Genomic DNA, 14283 nt, shown 5'->3' with positions numbered 1-14283 from the left:
CAGTGTTGCTGAAATATGAATCAAGACGGTGACTCGCCCATATTTCGAGGTATCATGAAACTAAAATGTGAGAAGGGTTCGAAAAACACGTAAACCGACTCTCACATTCCAATCTGTTCATCGGGAAAAAACGATAAAGACCGCTGCTGCCCTCACCAATACCATGCGTAGCGGCTCATCAGGCCGTGACCGCCTCGGCGGTGCTTGCGTGTCGTCCTGCGACGGCCTCGAACCGCACATGGTATTTCGGATGCTCGGTGCCCATCCACCGGTCCCACCAGGTGAAGTACAGGCCGAAATTATACCGGCCCTCGCTGTGGTGCAGGTCGTGGTGCGTGGTCGTGGTCAGCCAGCCGGTCCAGGGCGACCGGGTGAAGCCCGACCAGGCCAGCTCATGCCCCGAATGGCCGATCGCATTGCGGGCGATCTGGTGGCCGAGGAAGATGAAGATCGCGAGCGGATAGATCGGCCCGAACAGCGACAGGAGCAGCAGGGCGATCGGCACGTAGAGCGACTCGAACACCGCTTCGATCGGCGCAAAGGCATAGGCCGCCCAGGAGGTCGGGGTGCGCGACTGGTGATGCGCCGCATGCGCCCGGCGGAACATCGCGCGCAGATGCAGCCCGCGGTGCATCCAGTAGAAATAAGCATCGTGCGCGATCGCCAGTGCGGCCACCTGCACCGCGATCAGCCACGGGTTGAAATCATGCGCGATGGCGATCACGCCGCCCGCGATCAGCGCGAAGGCGATCAGGTCGACCACGCCGAACACCGCGATGGTCTGCACCGACAGCATCAGCTCGCGCCGGCGATCGGCCATGGTCGCCGCGCGCTGCTGGATGCGGTGCGGCGCGGTCCAGCGGCGCAGCAGCCAATAGAGCAGCGCGATGCCCGCGGCCCCGATCAGGTAGCGCGTCATCTCGATCTCGAAACTGTGCAGCCAATGTGCGCCGAGGGTTTGCAGGGTTCCGATCACGTGGCGTCTCCGGTCGATTGCGGTTGGTCGCCTACCTATCCCGTCGCATCTTCCAATACTGCGCCGGCCCGAAAAATGCCGATCGATTCCGGAATCGATCGCGTTTTTTCAGTTCCGCACGATGTTCGCGCGGCGATATTCGCTCGGCGACTGGCCGACGGTTTCGCGAAACGCCCGGTTGAACGGCGCGAGCGAGCCATAGCCCAGGTCCATCGCGATCGTCAGGATCGGCAGGTCGACATGCGTGGGGTCGACCAGCAATGCCTTGGCCTCGCCGATGCGATGATGGTTGAGGAAGGCCGAGAAGTTGCGATAGCCCAGCCGCTGGTTGATCAGGCTGCGCAGCCGGTGCTCGGGCGTCTCCAGCAGCTCGGCCAGTCCGCCGATGCTGAGGCCGGGCTCGCGATAGACCGCCTCCGCGATCGCGACCTCGAGCTTGCGGTTGAGCACATGTTCGGACGGGCTGAAGCTCGGGGCGGGCGCGACTTCGGGCCGGGCGGGATCGAACAGCAGGTCGGGGTCGCTCTGCAGCAGGGCGACGCCCATCGCAGTGGTCGCGATCAGGATCGCGGCGGCCTGCGGGATCGCGATGTCGAGGCCCGTGGTACGAAAGCCGAAGAGCATCTCCAGCGCGACCACGACGAACGCGAGCGTCCCCACCACGATCACGAATCCGACGCGCAAGCGTCGGCGCTTCTCGATCAGGTCGTCGCCCCGCTCGCGAATCGCGATCAGGATCGCATGGCCTGCGAGAACGAGCGAAACGCCCCGTTGGATCGAGGCGATCGCGATGCGCACGTCCATCCCGGCATGGCGGGCAAAGAAGAAGCACGCCCAGCATCCGACGGTCACCGCGATACCGGCGATCAGCGCGCGCCGGTCGATCGGCCGTTCGAACAGCAGGTGCGCGAAGATCCACAACAGCAGCGGCACCGATTGCGCGGCGAGCTGGACCAGCGCCCAGAACGGCCCCTCGATCGGCCGGAAAAGCCGCGTCGCCAGCGTCAGATAGCAGCATACGCCCAGCAGCATCGCCGCCGTCGCAATGCGGATCGGCCGCGGCGCGCGCCCGCGCCCGATCACCGCCGCGATCAGCACCAGCTGGCCGATCGCCAGCATGCGCATCACCGTGTCGAGAAGCATCAACCGCGTCATATCGGGACCGTTATGGCTTGGCCGCGAAACCCCGTCCATCGCGCCTGTGGGAAATCTCCGACAAGCGCGATAGACATGGTTTCCTGTCCGGAAACGATGGAGGGGGACGCCGAAATGATCGCGCGGCAGGCGCTCCTGGCGGTTGCGATGCTGGTCGGCGTGATTCTGCCGATCGGCGGCGCCGTCGATGCGCCCCAGCCGGCGCTGAAGGCCCTCGAGTCGCAGAAAAGCATCGCGCTCAGCTTCGACGACATCCCGCGCGCACCCGGCGCCTTCTATACCAGGGAGGAACGCACCGAGCGCCTGATCGCCGCGCTCAGGGCCGCGGGCGTCGAGCAGGCAGCCTTTTTCGTCAATCCGGGGCGTGTCGGCACCAAGGACGGGTCGCTCGAGCTGATCGAGGCCTATGTCACGGCCGGGCATGTGCTGGCCGATCACAGCTTCTCGCATCGCAGCCTCGGGGCCATGCCGGCGTCGGACTTCCTCGTCGATATCGACAAGGCCGAGGCCTGGCTGAAGCCGCAGCGCGGTTATCGCCCCTGGTTCCGCTTTCCCGGCCTCAACCAGGGCGGCCTCGACCAGGTCAAGCGCCGCACGGTACTCGATGGTCTCAAGGCGCGGGGCCTGCTGGTCGGCGCGGTGACGGTCGATGGATCGGACTGGTATCTCGAACGCCTGACGCTCGACGCAGCGAAGGCGGGCAAGTCGATCGACGAGGATGCGCTGCACGACCTCTATATCGAAACGATGGTCCAGTCAGCCGAGTTCTCCGACCGGCTGATGCGCAAGACCATCGGTCGCTCCCCCGCGCATATGATGTTGCTCCACGAGACCGATCTCGCCGCGCGCTATATCGGCGACCTGGTCGAGGCGCTGCGCAACAAGGGGTGGCGGATCGTCACCGCCGACGCGGCCTATCGCGACCCGATCTATCAGGTCGAGCCCAATGTCCCGACCTCGAACGGCACCCTGTCCGAGGCGATGGCATGGGAGAAGGGCATCACGGGCCCGCGCTGGTATGACCGCAACGATGCTCGTATCGCCGGCGCCTTGTTCAACGAGCGGGTGATGCACCAGCCGCCGGCCGCGGTGGCGCTCACCGATCTGCATCGACAATGCCGCGTCCGGCACAGGGGACCGCATCGCACCTGTCCCGATTTCGTCGCCAAGGCGGCCTAAGCTTCTTCTCTCAGGAATATCTGCATGACTCAGCAATTCGACATCACTGACGATCAGCGCGAGATCCAGGATCTGGCGCGCAAATTCACCGCGGATCGCATCACGCCTTTCGCGGCGGAGTGGGACGAGAAGCACATCTTCCCGCGCGAGACGATCAAGGCCGCGGCCGAGCTCGGCTTCGCCTCGATCTACGTCTCGGAGGAGAGCGGCGGCATCAATCTCGGCCGGCTGGAATCGGCGCTGATCATGGAGGCGATGGCCTATGGCTGCGCGTCCACCTCGGCCTTCATCTCGATCCACAACATGGCGTCCTGGATGATCGACCGCTTCGGCAGCCAGGCAGTGAAGGACAAATATCTCCCGCGCCTCGTCGTGATGGACGAGATCGCCAGCTATTGCCTGACCGAACCCGGCTCCGGCTCTGACGCCGCGGCGCTCAAGACCAAGGCAGTCAAGGACGGCGACGACTATATCGTCACTGGCTCCAAGCAGTTCATCTCGGGCGGCGGCGAGAACGAGATCTACGTCACCATGGTCCGCACCGGTGAGGATGGCCCCAAGGGCATTTCCTGCCTGGTGATCGAGAAGGACATGCCGGGCGTTAGCTTCGGCGCGAACGAACGCAAGCTCGGTTGGCATTCCCAGCCGACTGCGCAGGTGATGTTCGACGGCGTCCGCGTGCCCAAGGAGAATCTGGTCGGCGCGGAAGGCGAGGGATTCCGCATCGCGATGATGGGCCTCGACGGTGGCCGGCTGAACATCGGCGCCTGCTCGCTTGGCGGCGCGCAGCGCTGCCTCGACGAAGCGATCAAATACACCAAGGACCGCAAGCAGTTCGGGACTGCCATCGCCGATTTCCAGAACACCCAGTTCATGCTCGCCGACATGGCGACCGAACTCGAGGCGGCACGCGCGCTGCTGTACATGGCGGCGGCGAAGGTGACGGCCAATGCCCCCGACAAGACCAAGTTCGCGGCCATGGCCAAGCGCCTCGCCACCGACACCGGATCGTCCGTCGCCGACCGCGCGTTGCAGCTCCATGGCGGTTACGGCTATCTGATGGATTATCCGATCGAACGCTTCTGGCGAGACCTGCGCGTCCATTCGATCCTGGAGGGCACCAACCAGGTCATGCGCATGATCGTCGGCCGGGATCTGACGCGCCAGTGATGGAAGTTCGCCTTTATCTCCCTCTCCCAGCGGGAGAGGGAAGGGGCCCGCGCCGAAGGCGTGGGAAGGGTGAGGGTGAAGTTTCGCGCCCAGTCGCCCTCACCCTTCCGCCGCTATGCGGCTCCCTCCCTCTCCCGCTGGGAGAGGGAAATATGGCGCTTCCAACGTCCATTAGCAGATTGAACCAATGACCACCGACGTCCTCACCCAGCAAGACGGCAAAATCGCCCGCATCCGGCTCAACCGCCCAAAGGCGATCCACGCGCTCAACACCGCGATGTGCGCCGACATCCTCGATGCGCTCGAGACATGGCGGACCGACCTCGACGTCGAGGCCGTCCTGATCGACCATGCCGAGGGCCGCGGCTTCTGCGCAGGCGGCGATATCCGCATGCTTGCGGAAAGCGGGGCGAAGGACGGCGCGGAGGCGCGGGAATTCTTCCACACCGAATACCGCATGAACCACCGCCTGTTCACCTATGCCAAGCCGATCGTGGCCTTCATGGACGGCATCACCATGGGCGGCGGCGTCGGCCTGTCGCAGCCGGCGAAATACCGCGTCGCGACCGAGAATACCCGGCTCGCCATGCCGGAAACCGGGATCGGCCTGTTCCCCGATGTCGGCGGCGGCTGGTATCTCTCGCGTCTGCCGGGGCGCACCGGGCAGTATCTCGCCCTGACCGGCCACCGGCTCGACGGCGCGGAATGCCTCACGCTCGGGTTAGCCAGCCATTATCTGCCGAGCGACCGGCTCGACGAGGCCAAGGCCCGGATCGCCGCCGAGCCGCAGCAGATCGCCGCGATCCTCGACGATCTGGCGGCGCCCGCCCCGGACGCCCGCATCCTCGCCCACCGTGATGCGATCGACCGCCTCTTCGCCTCGGACCTACTCGAAGACATCTTCGCGGCGCTGGACGCGGATTCCGGCGAATGGGCGCAACAGCAGCTCACCACGCTGCACACCAAATCGCCCCAGACGATGAAGGTCTCGCTCCGCCTGCTCCAGGAAGGGGCGATGATGCCGACTTTCGAGGATGAGATGCGCCAGGAATATGCCGTCGGCGCGCATGTCGTGCAGCGCCACGATTTCCTCGAGGGTGTCCGCGCGGTGATCGTCGACAAGGACAACGCCCCCCAATGGGATCCGCCCACGCCCGAGGGCGTGACCGATCACGTCATCGACCAGATTTTCGCCCCCTTGCCTGACGGCGAGGCGTGGACCCCCGCATAAGGACTCAACCCATGGCAGACTATGAAACCCTCCTCGTCGAGCAGCGCGGTGCCGTCACGCTGATCACACTCAATCGGCCCCAGGCGCTCAATGCGCTCAACAGCCAGGTGCTTGCCGACCTGATCGCCGCGACCGCTGCATTCGATGCGGACGAGAGCCAGGGCTGCGCCGTCATCACCGGCAGCGAAAAGGCTTTTGCCGCAGGCGCCGACATCAAGGAGATGCAGGCCCAGGGCTTTGCCGACATGTACGGCCACAATTTCTTCGCCGGCTGGGAGAAGTTCACTGCGACACGCAAGCCGATCATCGCCGCGGTCGCCGGCTTCGCGCTCGGCGGTGGGTGCGAGCTGGCGATGATGTGCGACTTCATCCTCGCCGCCGACACCGCGAAGTTCGGCCAGCCCGAGATCAAGCTCGCCGTGGCCCCCGGCATGGGCGGCTCGCAGCGCCTGACCCGCGCCGTGGGCAAGGCCAAGGCGATGGAGATGTGCCTCACCGGCCGGATGATGGGCGCCGAGGAAGCGGAACGCGCCGGCTTGGTCAGCCGTATCGTACCCGCCGCCGATCTGGTCGAGGAAGCGGTGAAGACCGCCGCGACGATCGCGTCGATGGCGCCGCTCGCGGTCAAGGCGAACAAGGAAATGGTCAATGCCGCGTTCGAGACGGGGCTTGCGATGGGCGTCCAGTTCGAACGGCGCCTGTTCCACGGCCTGTTCGGCACGGCGGATCAGAAGGAAGGCATGGCGGCGTTCGTCGACAAGCGCCCCGGTAACTGGACAGGAAAATAACAATGGCACGCGTCGGATTCATCGGTCTCGGAAACATGGGCGGCGGCATGGCCGCGAACCTCGCGAAAAAGGGGCATGACGTCCGCGCCTTCGATCTCTCCGCCGAGGCGCTGGAGCGGGCAAAGGCCGCAGGTTGCCTGCCCGTCGCCAGCGCGGAAGAGGCGGCCGACGGCGCCGAGGCGATCATCACCATGCTGCCCGCCGGCAAGCATGTCGAACAGGTCTATACCGAAAGCCTGTTCGGCACCGCGCCCGCCTCGGCGATCCTGATCGATTGCTCGACGATCGACGTCGCGACCGCCAAGCGCATCGGCGAGGCAGCGCTTGCCAAGGGCCTGACCTCGGTCGACGCGCCCGTCTCGGGCGGCATCGGCGCGGCCAATGCCGGCACGCTCACCTTCATGGTCGGCGGCAGCGCGGAAGCGTTCGACCGCGCTCAGCCCTTCCTGTCCGACATGGGCAAGGCCGTGATCCATGCCGGCGACAGCGGCACCGGCCAGACCGCGAAGATCGCCAACAACATGCTGCTCGGCGCGACCATGGTCGCGACCTGCGAGGCGTTCCTGCTCGCGCAGAAACTCGGGCTCGACCCGCAGAAGTTCTTCGACATCTCCTCGGTCTCGTCGGGGCAGAGCTGGTCGATGACCACCTACGCGCCGCTGCCCGGCGTCGGTCCGGACACGCCGGCCGACCATGATTATCAGGGCGGTTTCGCCACTGCCCTGATGCTCAAGGACCTGCGCCTCGCCATGGAAGCGGCAGCCGAGGCGCATGCCGACACGCCGATGGGCGCGAAGGCAGCCGAACTCTACGAGAAGTTCGCGGCCGAAGGTCAGGGCGGCCTGGATTTCTCCGCTATCATCAGGATGCTCGACCGCCAGGAGTAAACTATCGCCAAAGACCGTTGCGACATCTTGCATGCAACATAGAAGTCATGCATCCATTCTGCGGCGCGACTGAAGACGCCGGCAGGAGGGAGATTGCGATGAAGGTCTTGTTCTATCTCGGTGCGGCGGCGGTGGCGATATCCGCTGCCGGTGCGGCGGCGGCGCAGGTTCCGGCTCAGACCGAACCCATGCCGGCCGGGCCAAAGATCGCGGAGAATTACTGGTCAGCCAAGCCGACCAGGCCGACGCCCTATATCGCGCCGAACAAGGTGCACTGGAAGCTGTCGGAGATTCTCGCCGCGCATCGCGGCAAGACCGACTGGGTCCAGCCGATCATCCGCAACCAGGAACAGGATGCGGACTATATCTCGCTCGGCGTGGGCAAGAAGACCAAGACGCGCATGTACGCCGACGACCGGGTCGTGTGGATCGTGCAGGACGGATCGATGAAAGTGACGATCGACGGTGTCGCGCCGTTCGTTGCGACCAAGGGCTTCATGGTCAGCGTGCCGTTCCGCCATCTCTACTCGATCGAGACCGTCGGCGATAAGCCGTCGCTCCGCTTCGAAGTGCGCCAAGCCGGCTCCCCGCCGCTCTTCCCGCTGTCCGAAACGCCGGAGGCCTATCCCGGCCGCACCTATATGAAGGTCCGTGGCAGCCCCGGGCCGGCGACCATCCCGACGGGCGGGACGAGCAACCCGATCTGGGTCGATTTCCTGAAGGACATCGCGGTCGGCGACAAACCCTATAACGGCAAGTTCGTGTGGGACGATCACTTCACCTCGAACATCCTGCGCAGCAAGGCCGCACCAGTGCCGCCGGCGACCAACAAGGGCCATTTCCATGTCGACTGGACGGAGTTCTGGTTCATCATGGAAGGCAAGATCGGCTACCAGATCGAGGGCTTCCCCTATTTCGAGGCCGATCAGGGCGATGTCGTCACCGCCGCCAAGGGCCGCTGGCACCGCGCCGGCAACAGCCCGCTGACGCCGATGTCGACGCGCATCCCGTTCAACCCGCGCCCCGTGATCCTGCACAATTTCGAACCGGAATAAGGTCTAGCTGACCGAACGAGCTCCGATCGGGTCGCTGGCGGGGAAGGTCTCCTCCAGCGTCTCGTCGAGCCAGCGATCGAGATCGGCCTGCGTATCGGTCTGCGAAAAATCGGGCTGTTCCATCAGATCCTCCTCATCCTTGTGCGTGGCCGTCCCCTATCACGCGCTGACGAGATGGGCCGTCATACCAAGGTGTGCCCCTGGCATCGGTGCGGACGATAGGCAGCGCCGCCTGCGGCAGTAGTGATGGCGCAGGCGGATATCACTCGATACTCTGCCCTCAACCGCAAGGAGACCGCAGATGACCGTCCTGATCCTGGCCCTGCTCATCGGCGTCGTCGCCGGCCTCCGCGCGATGACCGCGCCCGCTGCTGTCAGCTGGGCTGCCCAGCTCGGTTGGCTGCATCTCGACGGCACCTGGCTTGCCTTTCTCGGCTATCGCTTCACGCCCTGGATCTTCTCGCTCTTCGCCCTGGCCGAGCTGGTGACGGATCAGCTGCCTTCTACCCCCAGCCGCAAGGTGCCGCCGCAGTTCATCACGCGTATCCTGATGGGTGGGCTGAGTGGCGGGGCGATCGGCGCCTCGGCCGGATCGCTGGTCGCGGGCATTGCCGCGGGCGCGGTCGGTGCGGTGATCGGCACGCTGGGTGGCACCGCGGTGCGGGCAAAGCTGGCGAGCCTGTTCGGCAGCGATCGGCCGGCCGCACTCCTCGAAGATGCAGTCGCGATCATCGGCGCCTTCCTGATCGTCTCGGCCGCGGCATGAGCCGCTCGTTCGACGCGATCGTCATCGGCGCAGGCCAGGCAGGCCCGTCGCTCGCCGGCCGGCTGACGGCGGCGGGCATGAGCGTCGCGCTGATCGAGCGCGACCGCCTTGGTGGCACCTGCGTCAACACTGGCTGCACACCGACCAAGGCGATGGTCGCGAGCGCTTATGTCGCCCGCGCGGCGGCCAGGGCTGCTGACTATGGCGTGGTCCTGCCCGGCCCGCCCACGACCGATATGGCACGCGTGCGCGACCGGGCGGCGGCGATCGCGTCCGGTTCGCGTGACAGGCTGACGGACTGGCTGGCCGGTATGACAGGGCTGACCCTGATCCGCGGCCATGCCCGCTTCACGTCACCTGATACGATCGAGGTCGATGGCGAGGCGCTGAGTGCCCCGAAGATCTTCCTCAATGTCGGCGGCCGCGCCAATGTGCCGCCGATGCCCGGGATCGATGCGATCGATCCTCTCACCAACGTCTCGATTCTCGATCTCGCCGAATTGCCGCGACATCTGGTCGTCGTGGGCGGCAGCTATATCGGCCTCGAATTCGCGCAGATCTTCCGTCGGCTCGGCGCGCGGGTGACGGTGGTCGAGATGTCGCCCCGCCTCATCGCGCGAGAAGACGAAGAGATATCCGAGCTTATCCGCGCGATGCTGGTCGCGGAGGGGATCGAGGTGCGCACCAACGCGACCTGCATCGCCTTCGCGGCCCATCCGGACGGCGCGTCGGTCAGGGTCGATTGCACCGAGGGCGCACCCGAAGTGATCGGATCGCATGTGCTGCTCGCGATCGGGCGGCGGCCCAATACCGACGATCTCGGTCTCGACAAGGCCGGCGTGGCGATCGACGCGCGCGGCTATGTGACGGTCGACGACCGGCTGGCGACCAACGTGCCGGGCATCTGGGCACTTGGCGACTGCAACGGCCGCGGCGCCTTCACGCATACCGCCTATAATGACTATGAGATCGTCGCGGCGAACCTGCTCGATGGCGCGGATCGGAAAGTGAGCGAGCGGGTGTCGGCCTATGCGCTCTACACCGATCCGCCGCTCGGCCGCGTCGGCATGACGGAGGCACAGGCGCGCGACACGGGCCGGCCGCTGCTGGTCTCGACCCGGCCGATGGCTCAGGTCGCCCGTGCGATCGAGAAGGGCGAGACGACCGGCCTGATGAAAGTCGTTGCCGACGCCGAGACGCACAAGATCCTCGGTGCCGCGATCCTCGGCGTCGGCGGCGACGAGGCGATCCACGGCATCATCGACGCGATGCACGCCGATCTCGCCTATCCGGTGCTGCAATGGGCGGTGCCGATCCATCCGACCGTCTCGGAACTCATCCCGACCCTGTTGGGCGGGTTGAAGCCGCCACAGACCTAACCGCGCGTCTCCGACGTGCGTTGGAAGTTTGCACGATAGTGCGCGGGCGTCACGCCAAGCCGGTCAGTGAAGACGATCCGCATCCGGTCGGCGGTACCGAACCCGCAATCATAGGCGACCGCCTTCAGGGCGCGGTCAGTGCCCTCGAGCAGCATGCGCGCGGCGTCGATCCGCGCCCGCTCGACGAACTCATGCGGAGTCATACCGGTTTCCTGCCCGAAATGCCGCGCCAGATTGCGTGCGCTCATCCCCACCTCATCGGCGAGCGACTGAAGCGTATGCCGGTCGCCGATATGCGCCATGACATGGTCCTGCACCCGGGCAATGGGGGAGGCGGCATCGGCCGGCGCGGTCAGATAGGGGCTGAACTGCGATTGCCCGCCCTGGCGCTGTGCCACTACTACCAGCCGCTTGGCGACCGAGACGGCGATACCGGGGCCGTGCCGCTCACCGACCAGCGCCAGCGCAAGATCGATCCCCGCGGTCACGCCGGCCGAGGTCACCAGCCGCCCGTCGCGCACATGGATTCGATCCGGCTCCACAGTGGCCGCAGGGAAGCGCGCCGCGAGCGCCGCGGCGTTCTGCCAATGCGTGGTGACCCGGCGCCCGTCGAGCAGCCCGGCATGACCCAGCGCAAAGGCGCCGGTGCAGACCGATCCGTAGATGCTCGCCCGCCACGGAGCGAGCCGCAGCCACTCGATCAGGCGGGGATCGGGCTCGGCATCGGGCAGGCGCGGCCCGCCCGCGACCAGCAGGATATCGAAACCACCGACGGCCTCCTCGAAGCTTAGATCGGCAATCAGCTGCATCCGGTTCCCGGCACGCAACGGCGTGCGGTCGGCAGCGACCAGCACTGTTTCATAACCGTCGCCCTCCGGGACATAGGCATTGGCTTCAGCGAACACATCGACTGGCCCGGCGACGTCGAGCGCCTGCACGCCTTCGTGGATCGCGATCGCCACCTTCTGGATCGGCATCGCTAGGGCTCTATCGCGTGTGGCATGAATCGATGTGCCATTGTCCTGATCCGCAGGGCAAGCCGCGTTGCGGGCGCTGGCCGCAATCGCCATTGAAAAGGGGAGGGGCCGCGCCGGGCGTTCCCCCCAGAACCCACCTCTGGCGTGGCCCCGACAACAACCAGTGACAGCCCCGCCGCGTGTGGATTCAGGCCACGGGTGCGTCATGCCCAGCAAGGAGCCTCTTTCGATGCCCGATATCATTGCCGGTGTCCGCGTTCCCGACAGCGCGATTGCGCGCGCCGCTACCCAGCTCGTCCGCGATACGGAGGATGATCTGCTCTACAGCCACAGCCGCCGCGTGTTCTTCTGGGGCGCGCTCACTGCCGAGCGTCGCGGCCTGAAATACGACGCCGAGCTGCTCTATATGGGCGCCATGTTCCATGACATGGGCCTGACCAGTGCCTATGCGAGCCCGGATCTGCGCTTCGAAGTCGACGGCGCCAATGCGGCACGCGATTTCCTGCGCGGCTATGGCGTGCCCGAGCGTGACATCGAGGACGTCTGGACTGCGATCGCGCTCCACACCACGCCGGGTATCCCCGAGCATATGCGCCCGACCATCGCGCTGGTGACGGCCGGGGTGGAGATGGACGTGCTGGGTATCGCCTATCACGACTTCACTGCCGACCAGCGCGACCATGTCTGCGTCCACCATCCACGCGAGGCGACCTTCAAGGAAGGGATTATCGATCACTTCGCGGCCGGGACCATTGCCAAGCCGCTGACCACCTTCGGCAACGTAAAAGCGGACGTGCTGGCGCTGAAGGACCCGGGCTATGAGCGACTGAACTTCTGCTCGATCATCCTCGGCTCGCCCTGGCCCAATTGATCCAGGAGAGAGAATGATGCGTCCCCCACTTCCCCCTTTTGCTGAAGCAAGCGCGACCGAGAAGGTCCGCCTTGCCGAGGATGGCTGGAACAGCCGCGAGCCCGCCAGGGTCGCGCTCGCCTACACACCCGACAGCCAGTGGCGAAACCGCGCCGAATTCGTCACCGGCCGGCCGGCGATCGAGGCGTTCCTCGCGCGCAAATGGGCGCGCGAGCTGGACTATCGGCTGATCAAGGAGCTCTGGGCTTTTACCGGCAACCGCATCGCGGTGCGCTTCGCCTACGAGTATCGCGACGATAGCGGCACCTGGTTCCGCGCCTATGGCAACGAGAATTGGGAATTCGATACCGACGGCCTGATGCGCCGCCGTATCGCCAGCATCAACGAACACCCTATCGATGAGGGCGATCGAAGGTTCCATTGGCCCCTTGGCCGCCGGCCCGACGACCACCCCGGCCTCACCGAGCTGGGTTTCTAGGACAGGAGCAGGGATATGACTCAGGACAGCGTCGCCATCGTCGAGAATTTCTGGCGTGAGGTGTGGCAGCAGCCGCAGGATCCAGAGGCGATCGACCGGCTCGTGCATGAGGATTTCGTCATCACCTCCGGCGGCAATCACATCGAGGGGCGCGAGAATTTCAAGGCGTGGGTGAAGGGCTTCCAGGCTCAGGTCCTCGACTTCGAGTTCCACGTCGTCGAGACCTTCCAGAACCATGACGGCAGCCGCGTCGCGTCGCGCTGGCGCGTCACCGGACGCAACAACGGCATGATGGGCACGGCGCCCAACGGCGTGCCGTTCGAGATGACCGGTACTGCGGTGTGGGAAGTCGGCCCGGACGGTCTGCTTCGCCACAATTGGGTGGAACGCAACGCTTTCGAGGTACATGGCGCCGTCAGCCGCAGCGACGGGACCGCCAACGTCTTTTGACGCCCCGGTCGCGGCTGCGGGGCCGACATCAATCGGGATGTTGCCGGGCATTCGGCAGCCGTGTGACGGTGCCGTCATCGGTCCTCGCATCCAGCACCCGGACGCCGTCGGCAATGACGACAGCGCCGCTTTTGAGCCTGATCCGCAGCTGCGCTCCGCGCGGCACGGCGACGGATACCTTGAGTGGGACTCGATAGGTCCAATAGTCGCCGCGCTCGTCGACCGGCGGCAGACATTCGGTGAAATAGGGTGAGCGCGTCGGATAGGTATCGCGGATTCGTACCGAGCCGGCGGTCGATCGCGCCGAGAACACGACCGCTTCGGCACTCTCTCCTGTGGGCCTGATGCGTACCAGCGCATCGTTCGTCGCGCTGGTGACGGTCACGTCGGCGTGGATCAGGTCGATATCGATGACGGTGCCGGCCTCCACGGCGTCATGCCAGGACCATGGCTGGGCGAGAGGCGGCACTGCCGGAGCCGACATCGCCGGCACAGGCAGGAGCGCGAGAATTCCCAGGCGGACGAACCGCAACAAAGGCCGATGTCCATTCCCACTCTGCGCGACCACGATACGACGCTCCTCAAATCCTGAGCGCTCGTTTCCGCAATCTCGCTGCAGCGCTCTATCCGCGGCTTGCCGTCAAATTGGAAAAGGTCAGGCACCGCGCGGATGAGAACCAGAGGCAACAGCGCTTCAGCGTTGAGGGCTATAGCTGGCTCGCTGCCGCTTTCCTGCTGATCTACGTGCTGCCGCTGATGACGCTGGGGCTCTTGCGCCTTGCGCGCGGCCGGCTGTCCGCGCTGCCGCCTGAAGCCGATGCACGATCGGCAACCATATACTTGCCATGGGCGTGACCGTCTGAGGCGGTGCTTGACCAAAGGCTCGTCCTTCGCTGAGTGTTCATTGGGAGGCCGCGTCGT

General features: G+C 65.6%; 16 protein-coding genes. 12 read left to right on the top strand and 4 right to left on the bottom strand.

Translation table 11 applies throughout. The annotated features are described in order from the left end of the window. Nucleotides 1-178 precede the first annotated feature (178 nt). Nucleotides 179-976, bottom strand: a complete 798-nt coding sequence (locus WC729_RS01955) for a sterol desaturase family protein (RefSeq protein ID WP_372848988.1) — start codon at nt 974-976, stop codon at nt 179-181. Between the two features lie 108 nt (nt 977-1084). Continuing rightward, nucleotides 1085-2119 (bottom strand): helix-turn-helix domain-containing protein, encoded by a 1035-nt coding sequence (locus tag WC729_RS01950; protein ID WP_372848987.1) that lies wholly within the window; start codon nt 2117-2119, stop codon nt 1085-1087. Between the two features lie 126 nt (nt 2120-2245). On the opposite strand from WC729_RS01950, the gene WC729_RS01945 reads away from it, so the two are divergent. From WC729_RS01945 to WC729_RS01910, 8 genes are all read left to right on the top strand, one after another. Further along, complete coding sequence (locus WC729_RS01945) at nt 2246-3310, top strand: polysaccharide deacetylase family protein (RefSeq protein ID WP_372848986.1); 1065 nt, start codon at nt 2246-2248, stop codon at nt 3308-3310. 24 nt (nt 3311-3334) lie between these two features. Beyond that, nucleotides 3335-4480, top strand: coding sequence for an acyl-CoA dehydrogenase family protein (locus WC729_RS01940; RefSeq protein WP_372848985.1), 1146 nt, complete (start codon nt 3335-3337; stop codon nt 4478-4480). Between the two features lie 187 nt (nt 4481-4667). Beyond that, on the top strand, nt 4668-5711 hold the full coding sequence (locus WC729_RS01935) for an enoyl-CoA hydratase/isomerase family protein (protein ID WP_372848984.1): 1044 nt from the start codon (nt 4668-4670) through the stop codon (nt 5709-5711). A gap of 11 nt (nt 5712-5722) precedes the next feature. Continuing rightward, a complete protein-coding gene (locus WC729_RS01930; RefSeq protein WP_372848982.1) occupies nt 5723-6499 on the top strand; it encodes an enoyl-CoA hydratase in 777 nt (258 codons plus the stop codon). A gap of 2 nt (nt 6500-6501) precedes the next feature. Then, nucleotides 6502-7386: a 3-hydroxyisobutyrate dehydrogenase gene (gene mmsB / locus WC729_RS01925; RefSeq protein ID WP_372848980.1), complete on the top strand. Its 885-nt coding sequence runs from the start codon at nt 6502-6504 to the stop codon at nt 7384-7386. 98 nt (nt 7387-7484) lie between these two features. Next, nucleotides 7485-8441: a cupin domain-containing protein gene (locus WC729_RS01920; protein WP_372848978.1), complete on the top strand. Its 957-nt coding sequence runs from the start codon at nt 7485-7487 to the stop codon at nt 8439-8441. A 301-nt stretch (nt 8442-8742) separates the two neighbouring features. After that, entirely contained in the window at nt 8743-9207 is a 465-nt protein-coding gene (locus WC729_RS01915) for a DUF4126 domain-containing protein (RefSeq protein ID WP_372848976.1), read from the top strand. Next, entirely contained in the window at nt 9204-10586 is a 1383-nt protein-coding gene (locus WC729_RS01910) for an FAD-containing oxidoreductase (protein ID WP_372848974.1), read from the top strand. Before WC729_RS01915 ends, WC729_RS01910 begins: the two co-directional genes overlap by 4 nt. On the opposite strand, the gene WC729_RS01905 is transcribed toward WC729_RS01910, so the two are convergent. Then, entirely contained in the window at nt 10583-11563 is a 981-nt protein-coding gene (locus tag WC729_RS01905; RefSeq protein WP_372848973.1) for a GlxA family transcriptional regulator, read from the bottom strand. The genes WC729_RS01910 and WC729_RS01905 overlap by 4 nt on opposite strands. 229 nt (nt 11564-11792) lie before the next feature. Here WC729_RS01905 and WC729_RS01900 point away from each other — a divergent pair, with 229 nt between their 5' ends. From WC729_RS01900 to WC729_RS01890, 3 genes are read left to right on the top strand one after another with little or no spacing between them, the layout of a single operon-like run. Next, complete coding sequence (locus WC729_RS01900) at nt 11793-12434, top strand: HD domain-containing protein (protein ID WP_372848971.1); 642 nt, start codon at nt 11793-11795, stop codon at nt 12432-12434. Nucleotides 12435-12447: 13 nt separating this feature from the next. Then, nucleotides 12448-12912 (top strand): DUF1348 family protein, encoded by a 465-nt coding sequence (locus WC729_RS01895; RefSeq protein ID WP_372848969.1) that lies wholly within the window; start codon nt 12448-12450, stop codon nt 12910-12912. A gap of 15 nt (nt 12913-12927) precedes the next feature. After that, a complete protein-coding gene (locus WC729_RS01890) occupies nt 12928-13362 on the top strand; it encodes an ester cyclase (protein WP_372848967.1) in 435 nt (144 codons plus the stop codon). 28 nt (nt 13363-13390) lie between these two features. On the opposite strand, the gene WC729_RS01885 is transcribed toward WC729_RS01890, so the two are convergent. Further along, nucleotides 13391-13894, bottom strand: coding sequence for a hypothetical protein (locus WC729_RS01885; RefSeq protein WP_372848965.1), 504 nt, complete (start codon nt 13892-13894; stop codon nt 13391-13393). 113 nt (nt 13895-14007) lie between these two features. Here WC729_RS01885 and WC729_RS01880 point away from each other — a divergent pair, with 113 nt between their 5' ends. Beyond that, a complete protein-coding gene (locus WC729_RS01880; RefSeq protein ID WP_372848963.1) occupies nt 14008-14217 on the top strand; it encodes a hypothetical protein in 210 nt (69 codons plus the stop codon). Nucleotides 14218-14283: the final 66 nt, after the last annotated feature.

The sequence above is a fragment of the Sphingomonas sp. genome, assembly GCF_041661825.1.
Classification (GTDB): Bacteria; Pseudomonadota; Alphaproteobacteria; order Sphingomonadales; family Sphingomonadaceae; genus Sphingomonas.
Note: the sequence above shows the minus strand (reverse complement) of the source record. Positions and strands in the feature narration are given on the sequence as shown.

Bases quoted from the DNA above. Each gene is read 5' to 3' on its own strand.
- WC729_RS01950 (WP_372848987.1), bottom strand. From the start codon at position 2,119: ATGCTTCTCGACACGGTGATGCGCATGCTGGCGATCGGCCAGCTGGTG.
- WC729_RS01945 (WP_372848986.1), top strand. From the start codon at position 2,246: ATGATCGCGCGGCAGGCGCTCCTGGCGGTTGCGATGCTGGTCGGCGTG.
- WC729_RS01940 (WP_372848985.1), top strand. From the start codon at position 3,335: ATGACTCAGCAATTCGACATCACTGACGATCAGCGCGAGATCCAGGAT.
- WC729_RS01935 (WP_372848984.1), top strand. From the start codon at position 4,668: ATGACCACCGACGTCCTCACCCAGCAAGACGGCAAAATCGCCCGCATC.
- WC729_RS01930 (WP_372848982.1), top strand. From the start codon at position 5,723: ATGGCAGACTATGAAACCCTCCTCGTCGAGCAGCGCGGTGCCGTCACG.
- mmsB (WP_372848980.1), top strand. From the start codon at position 6,502: ATGGCACGCGTCGGATTCATCGGTCTCGGAAACATGGGCGGCGGCATG.
- WC729_RS01920 (WP_372848978.1), top strand. From the start codon at position 7,485: ATGAAGGTCTTGTTCTATCTCGGTGCGGCGGCGGTGGCGATATCCGCT.
- WC729_RS01915 (WP_372848976.1), top strand. From the start codon at position 8,743: ATGACCGTCCTGATCCTGGCCCTGCTCATCGGCGTCGTCGCCGGCCTC.
- WC729_RS01910 (WP_372848974.1), top strand. From the start codon at position 9,204: ATGAGCCGCTCGTTCGACGCGATCGTCATCGGCGCAGGCCAGGCAGGC.
- WC729_RS01905 (WP_372848973.1), bottom strand. From the start codon at position 11,563: ATGCCGATCCAGAAGGTGGCGATCGCGATCCACGAAGGCGTGCAGGCG.
- WC729_RS01900 (WP_372848971.1), top strand. From the start codon at position 11,793: ATGCCCGATATCATTGCCGGTGTCCGCGTTCCCGACAGCGCGATTGCG.
- WC729_RS01895 (WP_372848969.1), top strand. From the start codon at position 12,448: ATGATGCGTCCCCCACTTCCCCCTTTTGCTGAAGCAAGCGCGACCGAG.
- WC729_RS01890 (WP_372848967.1), top strand. From the start codon at position 12,928: ATGACTCAGGACAGCGTCGCCATCGTCGAGAATTTCTGGCGTGAGGTG.